The sequence below is a fragment of the Vibrio sp. 99-8-1 genome (genome assembly GCF_013114595.1).
Taxonomy (GTDB): domain Bacteria; phylum Pseudomonadota; class Gammaproteobacteria; order Enterobacterales; family Vibrionaceae; genus Vibrio.
In genome coordinates this window covers 1-16,223 of the sequence record NZ_VTXE01000047.1, presented here as the reverse complement: position 1 = coordinate 16,223, position 16,223 = coordinate 1, and the positions used below count along the sequence as shown (strand labels likewise).

Annotated in this window: 13 protein-coding genes and 1 pseudogene; 9 read left to right on the top strand and 5 right to left on the bottom strand. The window is 41.5% G+C overall.

The genetic code is table 11. The features are described 5' to 3' along the window. Positions 1 to 92: 92 nt before the first annotated feature. From F0227_RS19760 to hemC, 4 genes are read right to left on the bottom strand one after another with little or no spacing between them, the layout of a single operon-like run. A complete protein-coding gene (locus tag F0227_RS19760; RefSeq protein ID WP_171754974.1) occupies positions 93 to 1,274 on the bottom strand; it encodes a heme biosynthesis HemY N-terminal domain-containing protein in 1,182 nt (393 codons plus the stop codon). Next, the gene (locus tag F0227_RS19755; RefSeq protein WP_171754973.1) at positions 1,274 to 2,563 is read right to left on the bottom strand and encodes a uroporphyrinogen-III C-methyltransferase; all 1,290 of its coding nucleotides are present in this window, start codon (positions 2,561 to 2,563) and stop codon (positions 1,274 to 1,276) included. The genes F0227_RS19760 and F0227_RS19755 overlap by 1 nt, the downstream gene beginning before the upstream one ends. Further along, positions 2,553 to 3,350 carry a uroporphyrinogen-III synthase gene (locus tag F0227_RS19750; RefSeq protein ID WP_253822138.1) on the bottom strand — a complete coding sequence of 266 codons (798 nt, stop codon included), beginning with the start codon at positions 3,348 to 3,350 and terminating at the stop codon, positions 2,553 to 2,555. Before F0227_RS19750 ends, F0227_RS19755 begins: the two co-directional genes overlap by 11 nt. 5 nt (positions 3,351 to 3,355) lie before the next feature. Next, positions 3,356 to 4,291, bottom strand: coding sequence for a hydroxymethylbilane synthase (gene hemC, locus F0227_RS19745; RefSeq protein WP_171754972.1), 936 nt, complete (start codon positions 4,289 to 4,291; stop codon positions 3,356 to 3,358). Positions 4,292 to 4,635: 344 nt separating this feature from the next. On the opposite strand from hemC, the gene F0227_RS19740 reads away from it, so the two are divergent. After that, positions 4,636 to 7,167 (top strand): class I adenylate cyclase, encoded by a 2,532-nt coding sequence (locus F0227_RS19740; protein WP_171754971.1) that lies wholly within the window; start codon positions 4,636 to 4,638, stop codon positions 7,165 to 7,167. 9 nt (positions 7,168 to 7,176) lie between these two features. Here the strand turns inward: F0227_RS19740 and cyaY are convergent, their stop codons facing one another. Continuing rightward, entirely contained in the window at positions 7,177 to 7,491 is a 315-nt protein-coding gene (gene cyaY, locus F0227_RS19735) for an iron donor protein CyaY (protein WP_171754970.1), read from the bottom strand. Here cyaY and F0227_RS19730 point away from each other — a divergent pair. The 8 genes and pseudogenes from F0227_RS19730 (at position 7,471) to yiaY (ending at position 14,779) form a co-directional block, all read left to right on the top strand. Continuing rightward, a pseudogene (locus F0227_RS19730) lies at positions 7,471 to 7,687 on the top strand (lipoprotein). The gene cyaY and the pseudogene F0227_RS19730 overlap by 21 nt on opposite strands. 18 nt (positions 7,688 to 7,705) lie before the next feature. Continuing rightward, positions 7,706 to 8,959 (top strand): diaminopimelate decarboxylase, encoded by a 1,254-nt coding sequence (lysA, locus tag F0227_RS19725; RefSeq protein WP_171754969.1) that lies wholly within the window; start codon positions 7,706 to 7,708, stop codon positions 8,957 to 8,959. A gap of 9 nt (positions 8,960 to 8,968) precedes the next feature. Continuing rightward, entirely contained in the window at positions 8,969 to 9,799 is an 831-nt protein-coding gene (gene dapF / locus F0227_RS19720; protein ID WP_171754968.1) for a diaminopimelate epimerase, read from the top strand. A 30-nt stretch (positions 9,800 to 9,829) separates the two neighbouring features. Further along, complete coding sequence (locus tag F0227_RS19715) at positions 9,830 to 10,537, top strand: DUF484 family protein (RefSeq protein WP_171754967.1); 708 nt, start codon at positions 9,830 to 9,832, stop codon at positions 10,535 to 10,537. After that, complete coding sequence (gene xerC / locus F0227_RS19710; RefSeq protein WP_171754966.1) at positions 10,509 to 11,447, top strand: tyrosine recombinase XerC; 939 nt, start codon at positions 10,509 to 10,511, stop codon at positions 11,445 to 11,447. Before F0227_RS19715 ends, xerC begins: the two co-directional genes overlap by 29 nt. Before the next feature lie 3 nt (positions 11,448 to 11,450). Then, positions 11,451 to 12,167 carry a 5-amino-6-(5-phospho-D-ribitylamino)uracil phosphatase YigB gene (gene yigB, locus F0227_RS19705; protein ID WP_171754965.1) on the top strand — a complete coding sequence of 239 codons (717 nt, stop codon included), beginning with the start codon at positions 11,451 to 11,453 and terminating at the stop codon, positions 12,165 to 12,167. Positions 12,168 to 12,305: 138 nt separating this feature from the next. Then, complete coding sequence (locus tag F0227_RS19700) at positions 12,306 to 13,280, top strand: sensor domain-containing diguanylate cyclase (protein WP_171754964.1); 975 nt, start codon at positions 12,306 to 12,308, stop codon at positions 13,278 to 13,280. Positions 13,281 to 13,630: 350 nt separating this feature from the next. Beyond that, on the top strand, positions 13,631 to 14,779 hold the full coding sequence (yiaY, locus tag F0227_RS19695) for an L-threonine dehydrogenase (protein WP_171754963.1): 1,149 nt from the start codon (positions 13,631 to 13,633) through the stop codon (positions 14,777 to 14,779). The last annotated feature ends 1,444 nt before the right edge of the window (positions 14,780 to 16,223 follow it).

The window sequence follows — 16,223 nt, the reverse complement described above, 5'->3', positions numbered from 1 at the left end:
AGAGCATAAAAAAACCAGCAGGCATTACCCACTGGTTCTAAATTAACCGCGCTGTCTTATATTAAGACAACGCACACCAACAGTACGTTGATTTAGTTTGCTTCAAGTAACTTCAATGCTTGCCTTGAGACATCATTTGCAGCATGAGTGAGTTCTTGTTTTTCCAATGTATCTGCTAGATAAGCATAATCTGAGACATTGGCACGAACAGAGAGCGCATGTTCTAAATGCTTTTGAGCTTCTGTCCATTTTTCTGCACGGAAGTAAAACTGCCCTAACGCGCTATGCGCGGCCGCATTATCCGGCTCTTTTTTAATGATACCTTCTAAAAGCACTATCGCTGGATGTTCATCGTTCAGGTTCATATTAGGAAGCAGAGCGATAAGATCGTCATGACGATTTTTCTTTAGCGTCTCTTTAACAACAGTAAATGCTTCACTGTCCGCTTTTCTTTCCATCAATTGTTTAACAAAACAGGCGATTAAAGCCGTATCTTTTCGCACCTTTCTTGGCAGTTGATTCCAGTGCGCCATCAGACCTTCACTGCCTTTTTCCTGAGCAACATCAGCCAACATGCCACACTGAGCTTGGTGAGCAAGAGCCACTTGCTCTTTTGCGTCCAGACTGTTCATTTTCGCTAGCTTAGGAAGAATCGCCAATAATGGTTGCCACATTCTTAAATTGAGATAGGTCGTTTTAAGAAGGTTTAACACCATAGCATTATTTGGATAGTCCGCTTTTAAGCTGGATAACGTTTCGTTAGCTTGGCTATATTTCTCTTCTCGTACTTGTAATCTTGCTTTGGTTAATAGTACAGCCAAAGTGGAGTTATCCTGCTTATCGGCAAGCTCCAAGTAGTGATCTCGTTTTTGCTCATTGCCCATCTCTTGAGCGGCTTCAGATGCAATCAAGTAACAGAGTAATGGCATGTCATGATGGTTAGCCCATCGAGTCACTTTCTTCTCTGCTGCCTGCCAATCACCTTCTAATAGTTTTACGATACCTTCATTGGTATAGCGGCGTGCTCGTTTAAGCTTACGCACACTAAACCAGTTCCACGTTGTGCTACTAACTCGTAGCGCCTTTTTAATGATGTACTCGAGCCCAAACAGCGCAGCAAGTAACGCTATGATCAGCACCACCAGCGTTGTTACGCTCATTTCAACGGTTTTATCCGCTATGGAGATCAGCACATAACCCTGTTGTCCGGCAAATTGGGTTCCAACAAAGAGTCCTATTCCAAGTACTGCGAAGAGGAAAATCATCCTAATCATTATTTTTCCTCCACTGTCATACTTGTTACTTGACGACGTAAGCGCTCATTGATCACATCAGAAAGTGCTTTTTGTGAAGAGAGCTTAACTGGATATTTGACTGAAATATTTTGGGTTGCCAGCTGTTGTATTGATTTGCTGAACTGCTCTACAGCGGGATCATCCAGTTTGAAGAACTGCATCGCCCACTTGTCTGCAACATCTAAAGACATTTTGTAAATCTCTTGATTCTCTTGGTAGACAGCACGCACAGCGGTTTCAATTTTACCTTTAATGTTCTCTTTCAAATAGTAATGCTGTTTTGGCGACAACAACGGAATCACATTACCATCACGAGTTCTAAAGGTAATAAATTGCTCAGAGAAGTCTTTCATAGAGGTCAATAAGTTCTCTTGCCAATCGTTAATGTCTTCAGAAACCACGGCTTTTTCGACCACTGGAGCATCCGGCAAAATAGCATTAGCAAGAGGTAATTGATCCACTTGCTGCTGCAAACTCATTAGTCGTAATGCCAAACCGTCTTTATCTATTAATGCGACCGATTTAAGAGCCGTAATATCTTTCGCCATCTCTTTACGTAATGGCACTAAACTTGGGTCATTCAATACTGAAATTCGTTGATCCGCACTCTCCATTAGCAGAGTGGCACTCTCAACATCTTTCTCTAGCATTAATTTGCGCCCAGCTAACTTAACCAAATAGTCTGACTCAGCTAATAACCAATCATTAGGACGACGACCTTTCACGTCTGCCAAAGCAACTTGTAGACTTTTAATGCTTTTCTGCTGTTGATCAATCGCAGTTTCAGTCTTGTTATCAACTTGCTTAATATCTGACTGAGTCGTTGCCTTCGCTGATGCTAATTTCTGCTCAAGCTGACTATTCATGTTGTTAATTTGCGCTTCTAATTGCGCGATTTGAGCTTGATGTTGCGTGTTTTGCTGATTAACCAGCACCGCTGCACCACCACCGACAAATAGAGTAAGGAAGATAGCAAAAGTACCTAGCTTCACGCCTCTTTTACCTTGCTTCTCTTCTAACTCAATAGGCTTAGTTGACGGCTGAGGTTTTGCCTTCGAAGACGGTTTGTTAGCATCAGTCGCCAATTTATCATTCGATGCCGATTTAGCATCTGAAGAGGGCTCTTTTACTGCTGCCTTTGACGCTTTTGATGATTCCGTTTTTTTCGGCTTATCATCTTTTGCTTTTTGATTATCGGTTGATGAAGTTACTTCTGTTTGAGAGTCTTTTTTTTCAGGTTCAGATTGCCCGTTATTCTTACTTGTCATGCGCTTGTCCTGTTGTACACTGCGGCAGAATTGCAGCTAATAAGTCGGGATTCGATGCGCTTCCCGAAACCAATACGTTATTAAATCCTAATTCATTTGCCAAGTACGCTATACGCTTACTCGGAACAATGACCCATCTATTACATAGCCACTGTTTGTCTGGCACTTGCTGAAACAAGTGCTCTAATTGTTCTCCACTCGTGGTGATAACATGAGTGATGTTTTTTTCTTGCCAGTCATTGAGTATAGATTGGCCATCAAAGGTCTGTTTGTGACGCTGGTAGACTTCACAATAATTCACTGTGGCTAAGCGTGTTGTCAATGTAGAGTAAATTAACTCTCTGCCACCGTTGCCTCTTAAGATAACAACACGTTTATGCTCTATATTTTGTAATGCGCTCAGTTGTAAAAAATGCTCGCTATCACTGACCTCGGGATAGCATACTTGCTGGTGAGACACTGAGCCTAACTTTTCTGCTGTTTTTTGACCAATCGCAAAATAGAGTGCTGTACTGGGCCAATTTTCTTGCTGCGATTGCAAAATTTTGTCGGCCCAAAGTACCGCTTGTTTACTTACAGCAATAATAATATCTGCTCCACTTAATAAGGGAAGTAACCCCTCATTATCTTTTCCGGGCAAAAACCGGATAAGAGGATAATGGTGAGCAGTTATGCCTTGGGCCTGTACCAAACGACACAACTCCTCTCCTTCACCTTCGGGACGAGTAATCAAAACAGCCATAGCCGAAGAAGAATGGCTTAAAGCAGATTTAGTCATCTCAGACATAGATATTAATGTTCGTTATATAACTTATCTAAAATCTCTTTCGCACCGTCATCCAACAGTTGCTCTGCCAACTCAACACCTAATTTTTCTGCATCATCTCTGTGCCCATGGATTTCACCACGAACGACTTTTGAACCATCAGGTTCGCCAACCAGTGCTCTTAGCCAGATCTGATCACCGTCTAATAACGAGTAACTGCCAATAGGAACCTGACAACCGCCTTCTAAACGGATATTCATTGCGCGTTCACAACGTACACGATCTGCCGTATCTTTATGGTTAAGAGGCTCAAGTAACTCGATTAAACGAGCATCATCAACTCTACACTCGATGCCTACCGCGCCTTGACCCACAGCCGGTAGTGACTGTTCTGGCTCTATAAAGCTTTTAATGCGATCTTCCATTTCCAATCGCTTTAATCCTGCAGCAGCAAGAATAATAGCGTCATAATTTCCCGCATCCAGTTTAGCCAAACGAGTATTCACATTGCCTCGCAGCTCTTTAACTACAATATCTGGACGCGCTTCTTTTAATTGACACTGACGACGTAAACTACAGGTACCAACAACTGACCCTTCAGGTAACTCGTCTATCGATTGATAGGTATTCGATACAAACGCATCACGCGGATCTTCTCGTTGACAAATAGTGACTAAATCCAAACCTTCCGGAAACGCAACAGGCACATCTTTCATAGAGTGAACCGCTAAATCTGCGCGGCCTTCTAACATTGCAACTTCCAGCTCTTTAACAAACAGTCCTTTACCACCAACTTTTGCTAGAGGTGTATCGAGAATAATATCCCCTTTGGTGACCATCGTAACCAACTCAACTTCCAGTCCGGGATGCGCAGACTGAAGGGCATCTTTAACAAAATAAGCTTGCCATAATGCAAGAGGGCTTTTACGGGTAGCAATACGAATTGGGGCTGTATCTTTCATGAATATTCCGACATTATTTTTATTGGTAATCGCTCAATCCTACCATTCTATTAGCATGACTAGCACCCATTGTTCTAAGCTGTGATAAATTGTTCAGGTTTAAACAGGATTAGTGAAAAATAATGTGACCTTCATCTCAATACTAGTGAGCACCTCACGGAAAAATCATCTGCCAAATTGCATTCTTTTTTCATATCTATTCATAATCCCTTAATAAGCATGGCGACAAATGTCCTATTCTTTCATCTTTACCTTACAATAAAAAAGTGTTAAATTGATCACGTTTTGTAGCGCTATTAGAATAAAAACCAAGCGAAACCGAATTAATCAATCAGGGAAATCCCTTGCAATCATATATCCAAACGATAACAAAAAGAGTCGACACTCTAAACCAACAGCGAATAGAACGCGCGTTGGCAGTTATGGATCTACAAGGGCAACATGTTTTTCATTTAATCCCAACACTGCTTCATTTTAACCACCCTTCTCTTCCCGGCTATTACGCCAAAGCCGTACCATTCGGTATTGATAATTATCAAGCAAATGCAGTTCAACAAGATTACGTTGACCAACTTTGTCATGATAACGACAACCGCATCACCAATCATAACAACGCTGATATTCTTGCCTTATATACCATGGGAAGTACCTCTTCTATTGGTCAAAGTACATCCAGTGATTTAGATGTTTGGGTATGTGTATCACCGTCAATGGAAAGTGAGCAACGCTCCCACCTCAGCAATAAATGTATGCAAATTACTGAGTGGGCAAAAGAGCAAGGGGTCGAAGCTAACTTTTTCCTGATGGATGAAGAGAGATTCCGTAGCAATCGCTCAGAAGAGATGACAGGTGACAACTGTGGTTCATCGCAACATTTGCTTCTGCTGGATGAATTTTATCGCTCTGCTGTTCGCATTGCGGGCCAACGACTGTTATGGCAAATAATTCCTCCTGAAATGGAAGAGTGCTACGACGAATATGTCGAGCAACTATGCCAGTCTAATTATATTGATTGTAATGAATGGATTGATTTTGGTTCGTTAAGTCGCATTCCTGCAGAAGAGTATTTTGGCTCTAATCTCTGGCAGCTATATAAAAGTATCGATTCTCCTTATAAATCCGTTTTAAAAGCGATACTGCTTGAAGCATATTCGTGGGAATACCCTCATACCCAGTTACTCAGTATTGATGGCAAACGACGTTTTTTTGCTTATGAGCCAGATCTATACAGCACTGACTCTTATTATTTAATGCTAGAAAAAGTCACGCTTTATCTTGAAGGCATTAAAGACTTTAAACGGTTAGACTTAGTGCGTCGCTGTTTCTATTTAAAAACCCATGAAAAGCTTTCGCGGGAACCGGGTGCCGGTTCTGTCCAGTGGCGTCGAGAAGCGCTAACCGAGATGATAAAGAGCTGGAACTGGGATGAAAACACCATTAAAGAACTTGATAACCGCCGTAATTGGAAGGTTGAACAAGTAAAAATCGTCCATCTTGGTCTGCTTGATGCTTTGATGCTCAGCTATCGAAACTTGATTCAGTTTGCCCGTAAAAATGATATTACTTCTGCGATCAGTCCTCAGGATATTAGTATTCTGGCGCGAAAACTCTACGCAGCATTCGAAGTATTACCTGGCAAAGTGACTTTGCTAAACCCTCAGATTTCTCCCGATTTACATGAAGGAGACCTTAGCTTTATTCAAGTAGAAAAAGGACGTGCGAATAAATCAGGGTGGTACCTGTACAAAAAGCCTTTAGTTGCTCGCGAACTTATTGGCAGTAAACCCCTTGAGCACAATGAATACTTGAGCAAGTTGGTCGCATGGTCATTTTTTAATGGCTTAATTACTGAGTCCACTCGTCTTCATTCTGTTATTCACAATGCCAATTTGGATATTGATAAGTTCTACCAAATGGTAAGTGACTTACGTAATACCTTCTCATTACGTAAGCGAAGACCAACAATGCAAGCACTAGGTAGCCCTTGCGAAATCAGCCAACTGGCTATGTACATCAATTTCGAAAACGATCCAAGTGCTGAACTCAATACTCGTTCATTTAAGATGGACTTAAAAAACCCAGATATCTTTAGTTTTGGTGACACTCAATCTTGCTTAGTCGGCAGTGTCGATTTGGTGTATCGAAATTCATGGCACGAAGTAAGAACTCTGCACTTTACGGGCTCAACGGCCATATTAGATGCTTTAAAAACCATTCTGGGTAAAATGCATCAAGATGCGTTACCACCTGAATCCGTTGATGTATTTTGCTACAGTAAAAACTTGCGTGGCATTATACGAAACACCGTTTATCAGTTATTAGCAGAATGCATTGAAATGCGTTTGAAGCCTGTTGAACAGCAAAATCGCCGACGTTTTAAAGCCATAAAAGTCGCCGACCAAACCTTTGGGCTGTTTTTTGAGCGTCGCGGAGTATCGCTGCAGAAGTTAGAAAACTCGGTAGACTTTTATCGTAGTATCTCGGTAAATAAGTTGAATGGTTCTCCTCTTTCTAAATTGGATAAAGAGCAAGATTATCATTTACCCGATGTAATTGATGGCTTTGCCAGTGAAGGATTGGTGCAGTTTTTCTTTGAAGACACAAAAGACGGCTACAATATTTATGTGTTAGACGAAGAGAACTCTGTAGAGGTTTATCATCAGTTTAATGGTGGTAAAGATGAAATGATCAATAACGTCAATCATTTCTATACGTCTAGCCAACAAGAGTCGATGGAAAACCACACTCTTATCAATTTCAACCTTCCTCAGTACTATCAAATAGTGCATCCTGAAGAAGGTACCAATAGCTATGTGGTTCCTTACCGCAATGACAACTCATTGAGCTCTAAGCCATCAAAAGCGGTAAACGCTTAAAAACGAGATTTATGGCCAGTCGTTTGCTTCACCGCTATGCTTGTCACACTCCTGTTTAACCATTTCAAATAATTCCATCTCTGTTTTCGAACATAACCACTGTTCATTTTGATAAGAAAAATGAAAGCCTCCAGATTTAGAAGCAAGCCAGATCTCTTTCATCGGTTCCTGACGATTGATAACTATTTGACTTCTATCATCAAATTCCAAAGTCATCACATTTCCTACTGTCTCGTAATCGATGTCTGCACCCGATTCATCAATCGCTTCTTCCAATTTAGTAAACTGCTGATCGACCAATTGATGGTATTCAGTATCATTCATCCTGCTCTATCCTATTGCTTTTCTTATTAGTAGTGCGATTATAGGGGGCATTGAATCAATAATCACGATATGCACAATGAAAAAGATCATTATTATACTCAGTTTTTTATCAATTCTCGGTTTAGCTGGATGCGGAAATACCGGCCCGCTATACATGCCACAAGATGAAACACCAAGTGAAACCGCACAATCGTAATTTTTAGGGAATACAAAATTGGATTATTTTAACTATCAGGATGATGGCCAATTATGGGCCGAAAATGTCTCTCTCATTGAGCTAGAACAACAATTTGGCACACCACTTTATGTCTATTCACGCGCAACACTAGAAAGACATTGGAACGCTTTTGACAACGCGGTTGGTGCTCATCCGCACCTTGTATGCTATGCGGTGAAAGCTAACTCTAACCTAGGTGTGCTCAATACATTGGCACGACTTGGTTCCGGCTTCGATATTGTTTCAGTCGGAGAGCTTGAACGTGTAATTCAAGCCGGTGGTGATGCAAGTAAGATTGTTTTTTCTGGTGTTGGTAAAACAGCAAAAGAGATGAAACGTGCTCTAGAGCTGAATATTAAGTGTTTTAATGTCGAATCCGAACCCGAGTTAAAACGTTTAAATCAAGTCGCAAAAGAGATGAACGTTGTCGCGCCAATTTCGCTAAGAATCAATCCAGATGTAGACGCTAAAACTCACCCATATATCTCCACTGGGTTGCGTGATAACAAGTTTGGTATTGCCTTTGATCACGCTATTGACGTTTACCGCTACGCGAATGGGCTGGACCATCTAGATGTTCAAGGCATTGATTGTCACATCGGCTCTCAACTGACCGACATAGAACCGTTCATTGATGCTACGGATCGATTGTTAGCATTAATAGATCAACTCATTGCTGAAGGCATTAAAATTAAACACCTTGATGTGGGTGGTGGATTAGGCGTGGTTTATCGTGATGAACTTCCACCTCAGCCATCAGATTATGCAAAAGCACTGCTTTCTCGTTTAGCTAATCATCCAGAAATTGAGCTGGTATTTGAACCGGGACGTGCAATTTCTGCTAATGCTGGCATATTACTGACCAAAGTTGAGTACCTAAAACATACTGAACATAAAAACTTTGCCATTGTAGATGCTGCGATGAATGACTTAATGCGCCCGGCACTCTACTCTGCGTGGCAAGATATTGTTCCTGTCGTACCTAGAGAAGGTGAAACCACCACATATGATATTGTGGGACCCGTTTGTGAAACCGCAGATTTCTTAGGGAAAGATAGAACGTTATTGATTGATGAAAATGACCTACTTGCCGTAAGATCAGCAGGAGCATACAGCTTTGCTATGGCATCAAACTACAACGCAAGATGCCGCGCTGCAGAAGTCATGGTTGATGGCGATAAGGCGTACCTTGTTCGTCAAAGAGAAGAATTGGCCGATCTATGGCGCCATGAACAGATTTTACCGGAGTAACTAAAGAGTATGCATTTCCATTTTTCAAAAATGCACGGTTTGGGTAATGATTTTATGGTGGTCGATTGCATTACCCAAAATATCTTCTTCTCACCCGATCTCATTCGCCGGCTGTCTAACCGCCATACCGGTGTGGGCTTCGATCAATTACTGATTGTTGAAGCACCTTATGACCCAGATTCAGATTTTCATTATCGTATCTTCAATGCGGATGGTAGCGAGGTAGAACAGTGTGGCAATGGTGCACGCTGTTTTGCACGCTTTGTGAAAATGAAAGGGCTAACCAACAAGTTCAGCATTAATGTCAGCACCAAAAAAGGCAAGATGGTATTAAAGCTGGAGGATGATGAGCTGGTCACTGTCAATATGGGTGAGCCGGAGTTTGAACCCGGAAAAATACCGTTTAGAGCAAAACAGAAAGAAAAAACCTACATTCTACGAACACAAGACCAAACTCTATTTTGTGGTGCTGCCAGTATGGGTAATCCTCATGTTGTCACTGTTGTGGATGAGATTAATACAGCGGATGTGGCCACACTAGGACCAATGTTAGAATCTCACGAACGATTCCCAGAACGTGTTAATGCGGGTTTTATGCAAGTAATTAGTCGCAATGAGATTAACCTGCGCGTATACGAACGTGGGGCAGGAGAAACTCAAGCATGCGGTAGTGGTGCATGCGCAGCCGTCGCAGTAGGAGTCGTTCAAGGCTTATTGGATGACAAAGTCACTGTTCACTTACCTGGTGGTGATCTTACCATTCACTGGCAAGGGCCGGGTTCAAGCCTTTATATGACAGGCCCTGCGACTCATGTTTTCGACGGCCAATTATCATGTTAGATCCTCTAATTAAAATAATAAGGATAAATTTTGTCTCAGTTTGAAGCGGATAATTTGACCGCTGAAGTCGTTGCACAGTACCTTCGCGATTTTCCCGATTTTTTTCAAGAACGACGGGATTTGGTTGACCAACTTGCTCTTCCTACAAGAGAGCAAGGGGCTTTCTCTTTGGTAGAACTGCAAATAAAAAGGCAACGACAACGTATTGGTGAGCTGGAAGAGGAGATCACTGATCTCATGTCTATTGCCGCGAATAACGACCAGACCTTTCATCAGTTTATGGGATTACAAGAAAAAGTACTGAAATGCCAATCTGTTCAACAGGTCATCGAATGTATCGAAAAGAGTGCTAACCAGCTATCTTTAAAATCCCATGTGAAACTCATTGGCTCTCAAAACCCAAGATATTCAATGAGTCATGAGAACTGGCAACGTTTTGCGACGAATCATTTTAACGGTAAAGATGCGTATCTTGGACGTCTGAAGAGACAGGATAGGGAATTATTGTTTGGCCAAGAAACCACGACTGAACTTGGATCATACGTAATTCTGCCTCTCTCTCAATCCACTCCTCTTGGGATCATTGCTTTTTCTAGCGAAGATGGCGGTCATTTCCAACCAGCAATGGATACTCTGTTCTTGCGACATTTGGCCCTTGTGGTTTCACACTTGGTCAGTACGCTACAGTGGAACACCGAGGAATATCAGCATGTCATCAACCAAACAACCTCTGCCTAACTCGTTTACCGAGCCGTTAACTCGATTTTATCAATACCTCCGAAACGAAAGAGGGCTTAGCCCTCACACCATACAAAACTATAGCCTGCAATTAGACATCATTGCAGGCCAGTTTGTACAATTCGGTTTGCAAAATTGGCAAGAGGTCGATACGGCTTGGGTACGTCAGGTAACCAGCAAAGCCATGCGGCAAGGTATTAAGCCTAGCAGCATTTCAACGCGACTCTCTTCTCTGCGAAGCTTTCTCGATTTTCTTATTCTTCGTGGTGAACTCACCGCCAATCCAGCCAAAGGGGTGACTCCACCAAAAAAACAAAAAACATTACCAAAAAACTTAGATGTAGACGAAATTGGACAGCTGCTCGAAGTCGATGAAAACAACCCTTTAGCTATTCGCGATAGAGCAATGATGGAGCTAATGTATGGTACTGGTATCCGATTAACAGAGATGATCACAATGAACGTTCAAGATGTTGACTTAACTCGTGGAGACATCAGAGTGATTGGTAAAGGGAATAAAGAGCGCATTGTGCCTTACTCTGGAGAAGCCAAAATCTGGCTAGATAAATGGCTACGTGTAAGGTCAAGTCTGAAGGACACTGACAGCCCCGCTCTATTTATCTCCAAACTAGGTAAGAGAATTTCTGCTAGAAGCGTACAGAAGCGAATGAAGGAGTGGGGATTAAAACAGGGTGTCGCCAGTCATATCAGTCCGCACAAACTTAGACACTCCTTTGCCACTCACATCCTAGAATCTAGCGGCAACCTGAGAGCAGTACAAGAGCTATTGGGACACGAAAATATATCCACGACTCAAGTGTACACCCACTTAAACTTTCAGCACCTCGCACAAGAGTACGATAAAGCCCACCCAAGAGCGAAAAAACGTACCTCATCAGACAAAGAGTAGCTTATGCATATCTATCGTAACTTAAGAACCATCAAAGCACTCAGCTTTGATCTCGATGACACTCTCTATGACAACAAGCCCGTCATTCAATATGTTGAACGTGAAATGGTTAAGTGGTTATACGCGACACACCCAGTCTCTGCATCCATACCGTTAGAAACATGGCAAATTTTCAAGAAACAAGTTGTCATATCAGAACCTGAGCTGAGACACGACGTCACTCGATGGCGGAAAAAGCAGATCGAGTTTGGGCTTATACAACTAGGATATAGCCAGCATAACGCCGAGCAAGCGGCTAATGACGGTATTGAACATGCTCTTTGGTTAAGAAATCACGTTGACGTTCCTGATGAAACTCACAAAGTAATGTCGCTCTTGGCAGAGAAATGGCCATTAATTGCGATTACAAACGGCAATGTCGATGCGAATGTCATTGGTCTGGGAGACTACTTTCAGTTTGTACTAAGAGCAGGGCCTGATGGACGAGCGAAGCCGCATTCAGATATGTTTGATCTGGCAGCAAAAAAACTCGCCATTCCTTCCGGTAACATACTTCATATTGGTGATCATCCTGTATCAGATGTTCAGGGGGCAATCCACTCAGGGTGGCAAGCATGCTGGCTCAATGAAACCAACCCACCATCATGCTTTCCAGACAAAGGAAAAGTTTTACCTGATATAGAAATTACTCGGTTAGAAGAATTGATACTTTTGCTCTAAACTGTCCTTCATTTCAAGCTTCAATGCCACTGCCATCAAAATCTTGTGCAGTAATGTAAAATCCTTTCTTCCATATAGTTGATTAAATACTAATATATGAAATAGTAGTTACACTAATGGCAACGAGAGTATGATTGTATGGATAGTGACGTTAAGCATCCACTTGAGCTAGAACTTTTTAACCGATTATCCAATGACCCCAGCATATTTGAGTTTCTTCATTCTAAATGCCTAGACGGCTTGTTCTTCCGTGATATTGACTCTTATAAAGAAGAGTGGATGAGTGACAGTTTCTGGCAACTGTTAGGCTATGACCCTGAAGAACTAACAGGTTCAATTCAAGAACGAAGAGAGAGAATTCACCCAGACGATCTTCTTGTAGCCATGCACAACTTCAAAGAGCATTGCAAAAACCCTCATCATCCTTACGATCAAATTGTCCGCTATAAGCATAAAAAGGGGAAATATATTTGGGTTCGCTGCCGAGGCATGGTGATCAGAGATAGCAACGGAAAACCAACGAGAATGTTGGGTGTTCACAATGACATCACTCAATTAAAAGATACAGAAGCTCTACTACAGCAAAAAAACAGAGAACTAGAAAAACTGGCTCGTCACGACTTTCTCACCTCACTGTTTAATCGATATGCCTTTGGGGAAATATTTGAGCAGCAAGTTTTGTTAGCAACCAGAGAGCAAGTTCCAATTTCACTCGCCATTGTAGATGTCGACCATTTTAAAAACATTAACGATAGTTTAGGTCACCAAGCCGGTGATAACGTACTGTTGGACATTACAAAACAGCTACAGTACTTAGTTCGAGACAGCGACATTCTAGGACGATTTGGTGGAGAAGAGTTCACCATATTGATGTTCAATACCGATCATTCTGAAGCTCGTCATGCTGCTGAAAGAGTTCGATTAGGTATTGAGAAGAAAGTCCATGCAGGCAATATCTCCGTGACAGTCAGCATAGGTATTTCAACATTTGGCGAAAAAAGCATGGCAGGGATTGATCTCCCCCCCAACAAAATCTATGACAAAATGCTTTCTAGTGCTGACAAAGCACTTTATAGAGCAAAACAAACTGGCAGAAATAAGGTTTGTGATTAACAATTCTTACCATTATAACCAAAGTCATATTTCCGTCAGACTTTGGTTTTTCTCTTTCAAAGCTATATTAGTCGGTTAAGTCCTTTATATTTAACGTAATCGTTTTCTTTTTTAAACACTACAAAATCAAGTTATTACTAAATATGTTGGTCAAGCGATTGCTATCTTCATTTATTGAAATTACCCATTAAACAGATTTCGTTATAATCATATTTCGTTAGCGATCAGCTTCACGATATTGCTTATAATTAGAGTAATTACTTTTTAAATTTGTTCTAAATCAAATTAATTAAACACATTGATATGCGAATCTAATTAAAGAATTTAATAACTATGAGTGGAATATATAAATGACTAGTGCATTTTTCATCCCAACGGTAAACCTAATGGGCGCTGGTTGCTTAAAAGAAGCAGCTGATAGCATTCAATCGCAAGGCTTTAAAAAAGGCTTAATCGTTACTGATAAGATCCTTAATGAAATAGGTATTGTTAAGCAAGTTCAAGACCTTCTTACCGAGCGTACTGTTAATACTGTCGTATTTGACGGAACTCAACCTAACCCAACTATTGGTAACGTAGAAAACGGCTTAGCACTTCTACAAGAGAATGACTGTGATTTTGTGATCTCTTTAGGTGGTGGTTCACCGCATGACTGTGCGAAAGGTATTGCTCTAGTTGCTGCTAATGGTGGCAAAATTGGTGATTACGAAGGTGTTGACCAATCAGCTAAGCCTCAACTTCCATTAATTGCTATTAATACGACAGCTGGTACAGCATCTGAAATGACACGTTTCTGCATCATTACGGATGAAGAACGTCACATTAAGATGGCTATCGTTGATAAGCACACTACACCGCTTATCTCTGTAAATGATCCTGAGTTAATGCTTGCCAAGCCAGCATCTCTAACTGCAGCGACAGGTATGGATGCATTAACGCACGCCGTTGAAGCTTATGTATCTATTGCAGCAACGCCGGTAACTGATGCTGTAGCGATTAAAGCTATCGAACTGATTCAAGCTTTCCTACGCAAAGCAGTAGAGCACGGTGACGACATCGAAGCTCGTGAGCAAATGGCATACGCTCAATTTATGGCGGGCATGGCATTTAACAATGCTTCATTAGGTTATGTACACGCTATGGCGCATCAGCTAGGTGGATTCTATGACCTACCACACGGTGTTTGTAACGCGATTCTACTTCCGCACGTACAACGCTATAACGCTCAAGTATGCCCTGAGCGTCTTAAAGACGTTGCTAAAGCAATGGGTGTGAATGTTGAAGCGATGACAGCTGAGCAAGGTGCTGAAGCCGCTTTAGAAGCTATCATTAGCCTATCTAAAGATGTTGGTATCCCTGCAGGACTCGCTGAGCTAGGCGCGAAGAAAGATGATATTTCTGTTCTAGCTGATAACGCACTAAAAGACGCATGTGGTTTCACTAACCCGAAACAAGCGACACATGAAGAGATCTCTGCAATTTTTGAAGCTGCTTTATAATTAGTTATTAAGCACTCTTTCATCAATTTAAAAGGCGCTGGCTATCAGTGCCTTTTTTATTTTAGAATATTAGATAATTAATATGATTTTAATTTATTAAACAATAAATAATATTTATTTATCACTTAGTATGCTCAACATAATGAGATAAAAATCAGTTCAATAACACGATTAATATAATTACATAAATATCAATAATACGTATTTATATATTCCAAAGTACAAAACAGAACAATATAATCGATTGCGTAAATTATTCTAGTCATTCCTGCCTCTGTAAATAGACTTTCCTTATTTTTACTTTATTGACAGCTTTCTAATTGACGAATTTTTCTTAATGGTTTCTATACGAGTTTCGAAATAATCTCAGGGAGCCAACACTCTAGGTGTTTTGAAGCCTAATTAAAGCTAGGCAAAAGATTAGCTATGCATGTCGGCAAAAGAGCTCTCAATAGGCAGAGATAGGACGTGTAGAAAAATTGAGGAAAACTCTGCCAGAATGCTAAATATGGACTGTAAGCATCGCTGTAAAGCTCCCTATGCTACTTAAAGCTATCTTTGCAACATCTCATCATACTTACTGCTATTTAGCATTAGTGACCAATTAAGTGAGACATAAGACTCTTGGCATCACAACCATGATCTCAGCGTGATGAACGACCACGCATATGGATACACTACTTGCCGCTATGACGAAGAAAGGACTCAGGTGGCAATCTTACAGACATAAAAAACCTCAGCATTTCTGCTAAGGCTTACTGTTCTTATTCCTAAGAATAAATGGCGGAGTGGACGGGACTCCCTGCTCGTTGAAAACAAGGTCGATCCCCGGCGTGACAGTCCACTTTCTCTAACAAAGAGGCTAGAATCTCCATGGACGGAGTGAATGCCAATCAATGTCGGGAACATTGTTGGCACAACTGAGCTACCGCGCTTAAATGCAAAAAAACCTCAGCATTTCTGCTAAGGTTTACTTTCTTATTCCTAAGAATAAATGGCGGAGTGGACGGGACTCCCTACGCCTTGAAAACAAGCGCGACCCCCGGCGTGACAGGCCGCTTTCTCTAATAAAAAACTAGAATCTCCATGGACGGAGTGAATGCCAATCAATGTCGGGAACATTGTTGGCACAACTGAACTACCGCTCCGCTGCCCACTCTAATAGAACTAACCATTGGTATTTTTATAACCGCTAAAACACAAAAATGCCTTAACATCTCTGCTAAGGCTTACTTTCTTATTCCTAAGAATAAATGGCGGAGTGGACGGGACTCCCTATTCCTTGGAAACAAGCGCGGCCCCCGGCGTGACAGGCCGCTTTCTCTAACAAAGAGGCTAACCAACTGAACTACCACGCTTAAACGAAAAAAACCTCAGCATTTCTGCTAAGGCTTACTTTCTTATTCCTAAGAATAAATGGCGGAGTGGACGGGACTCCCTACTC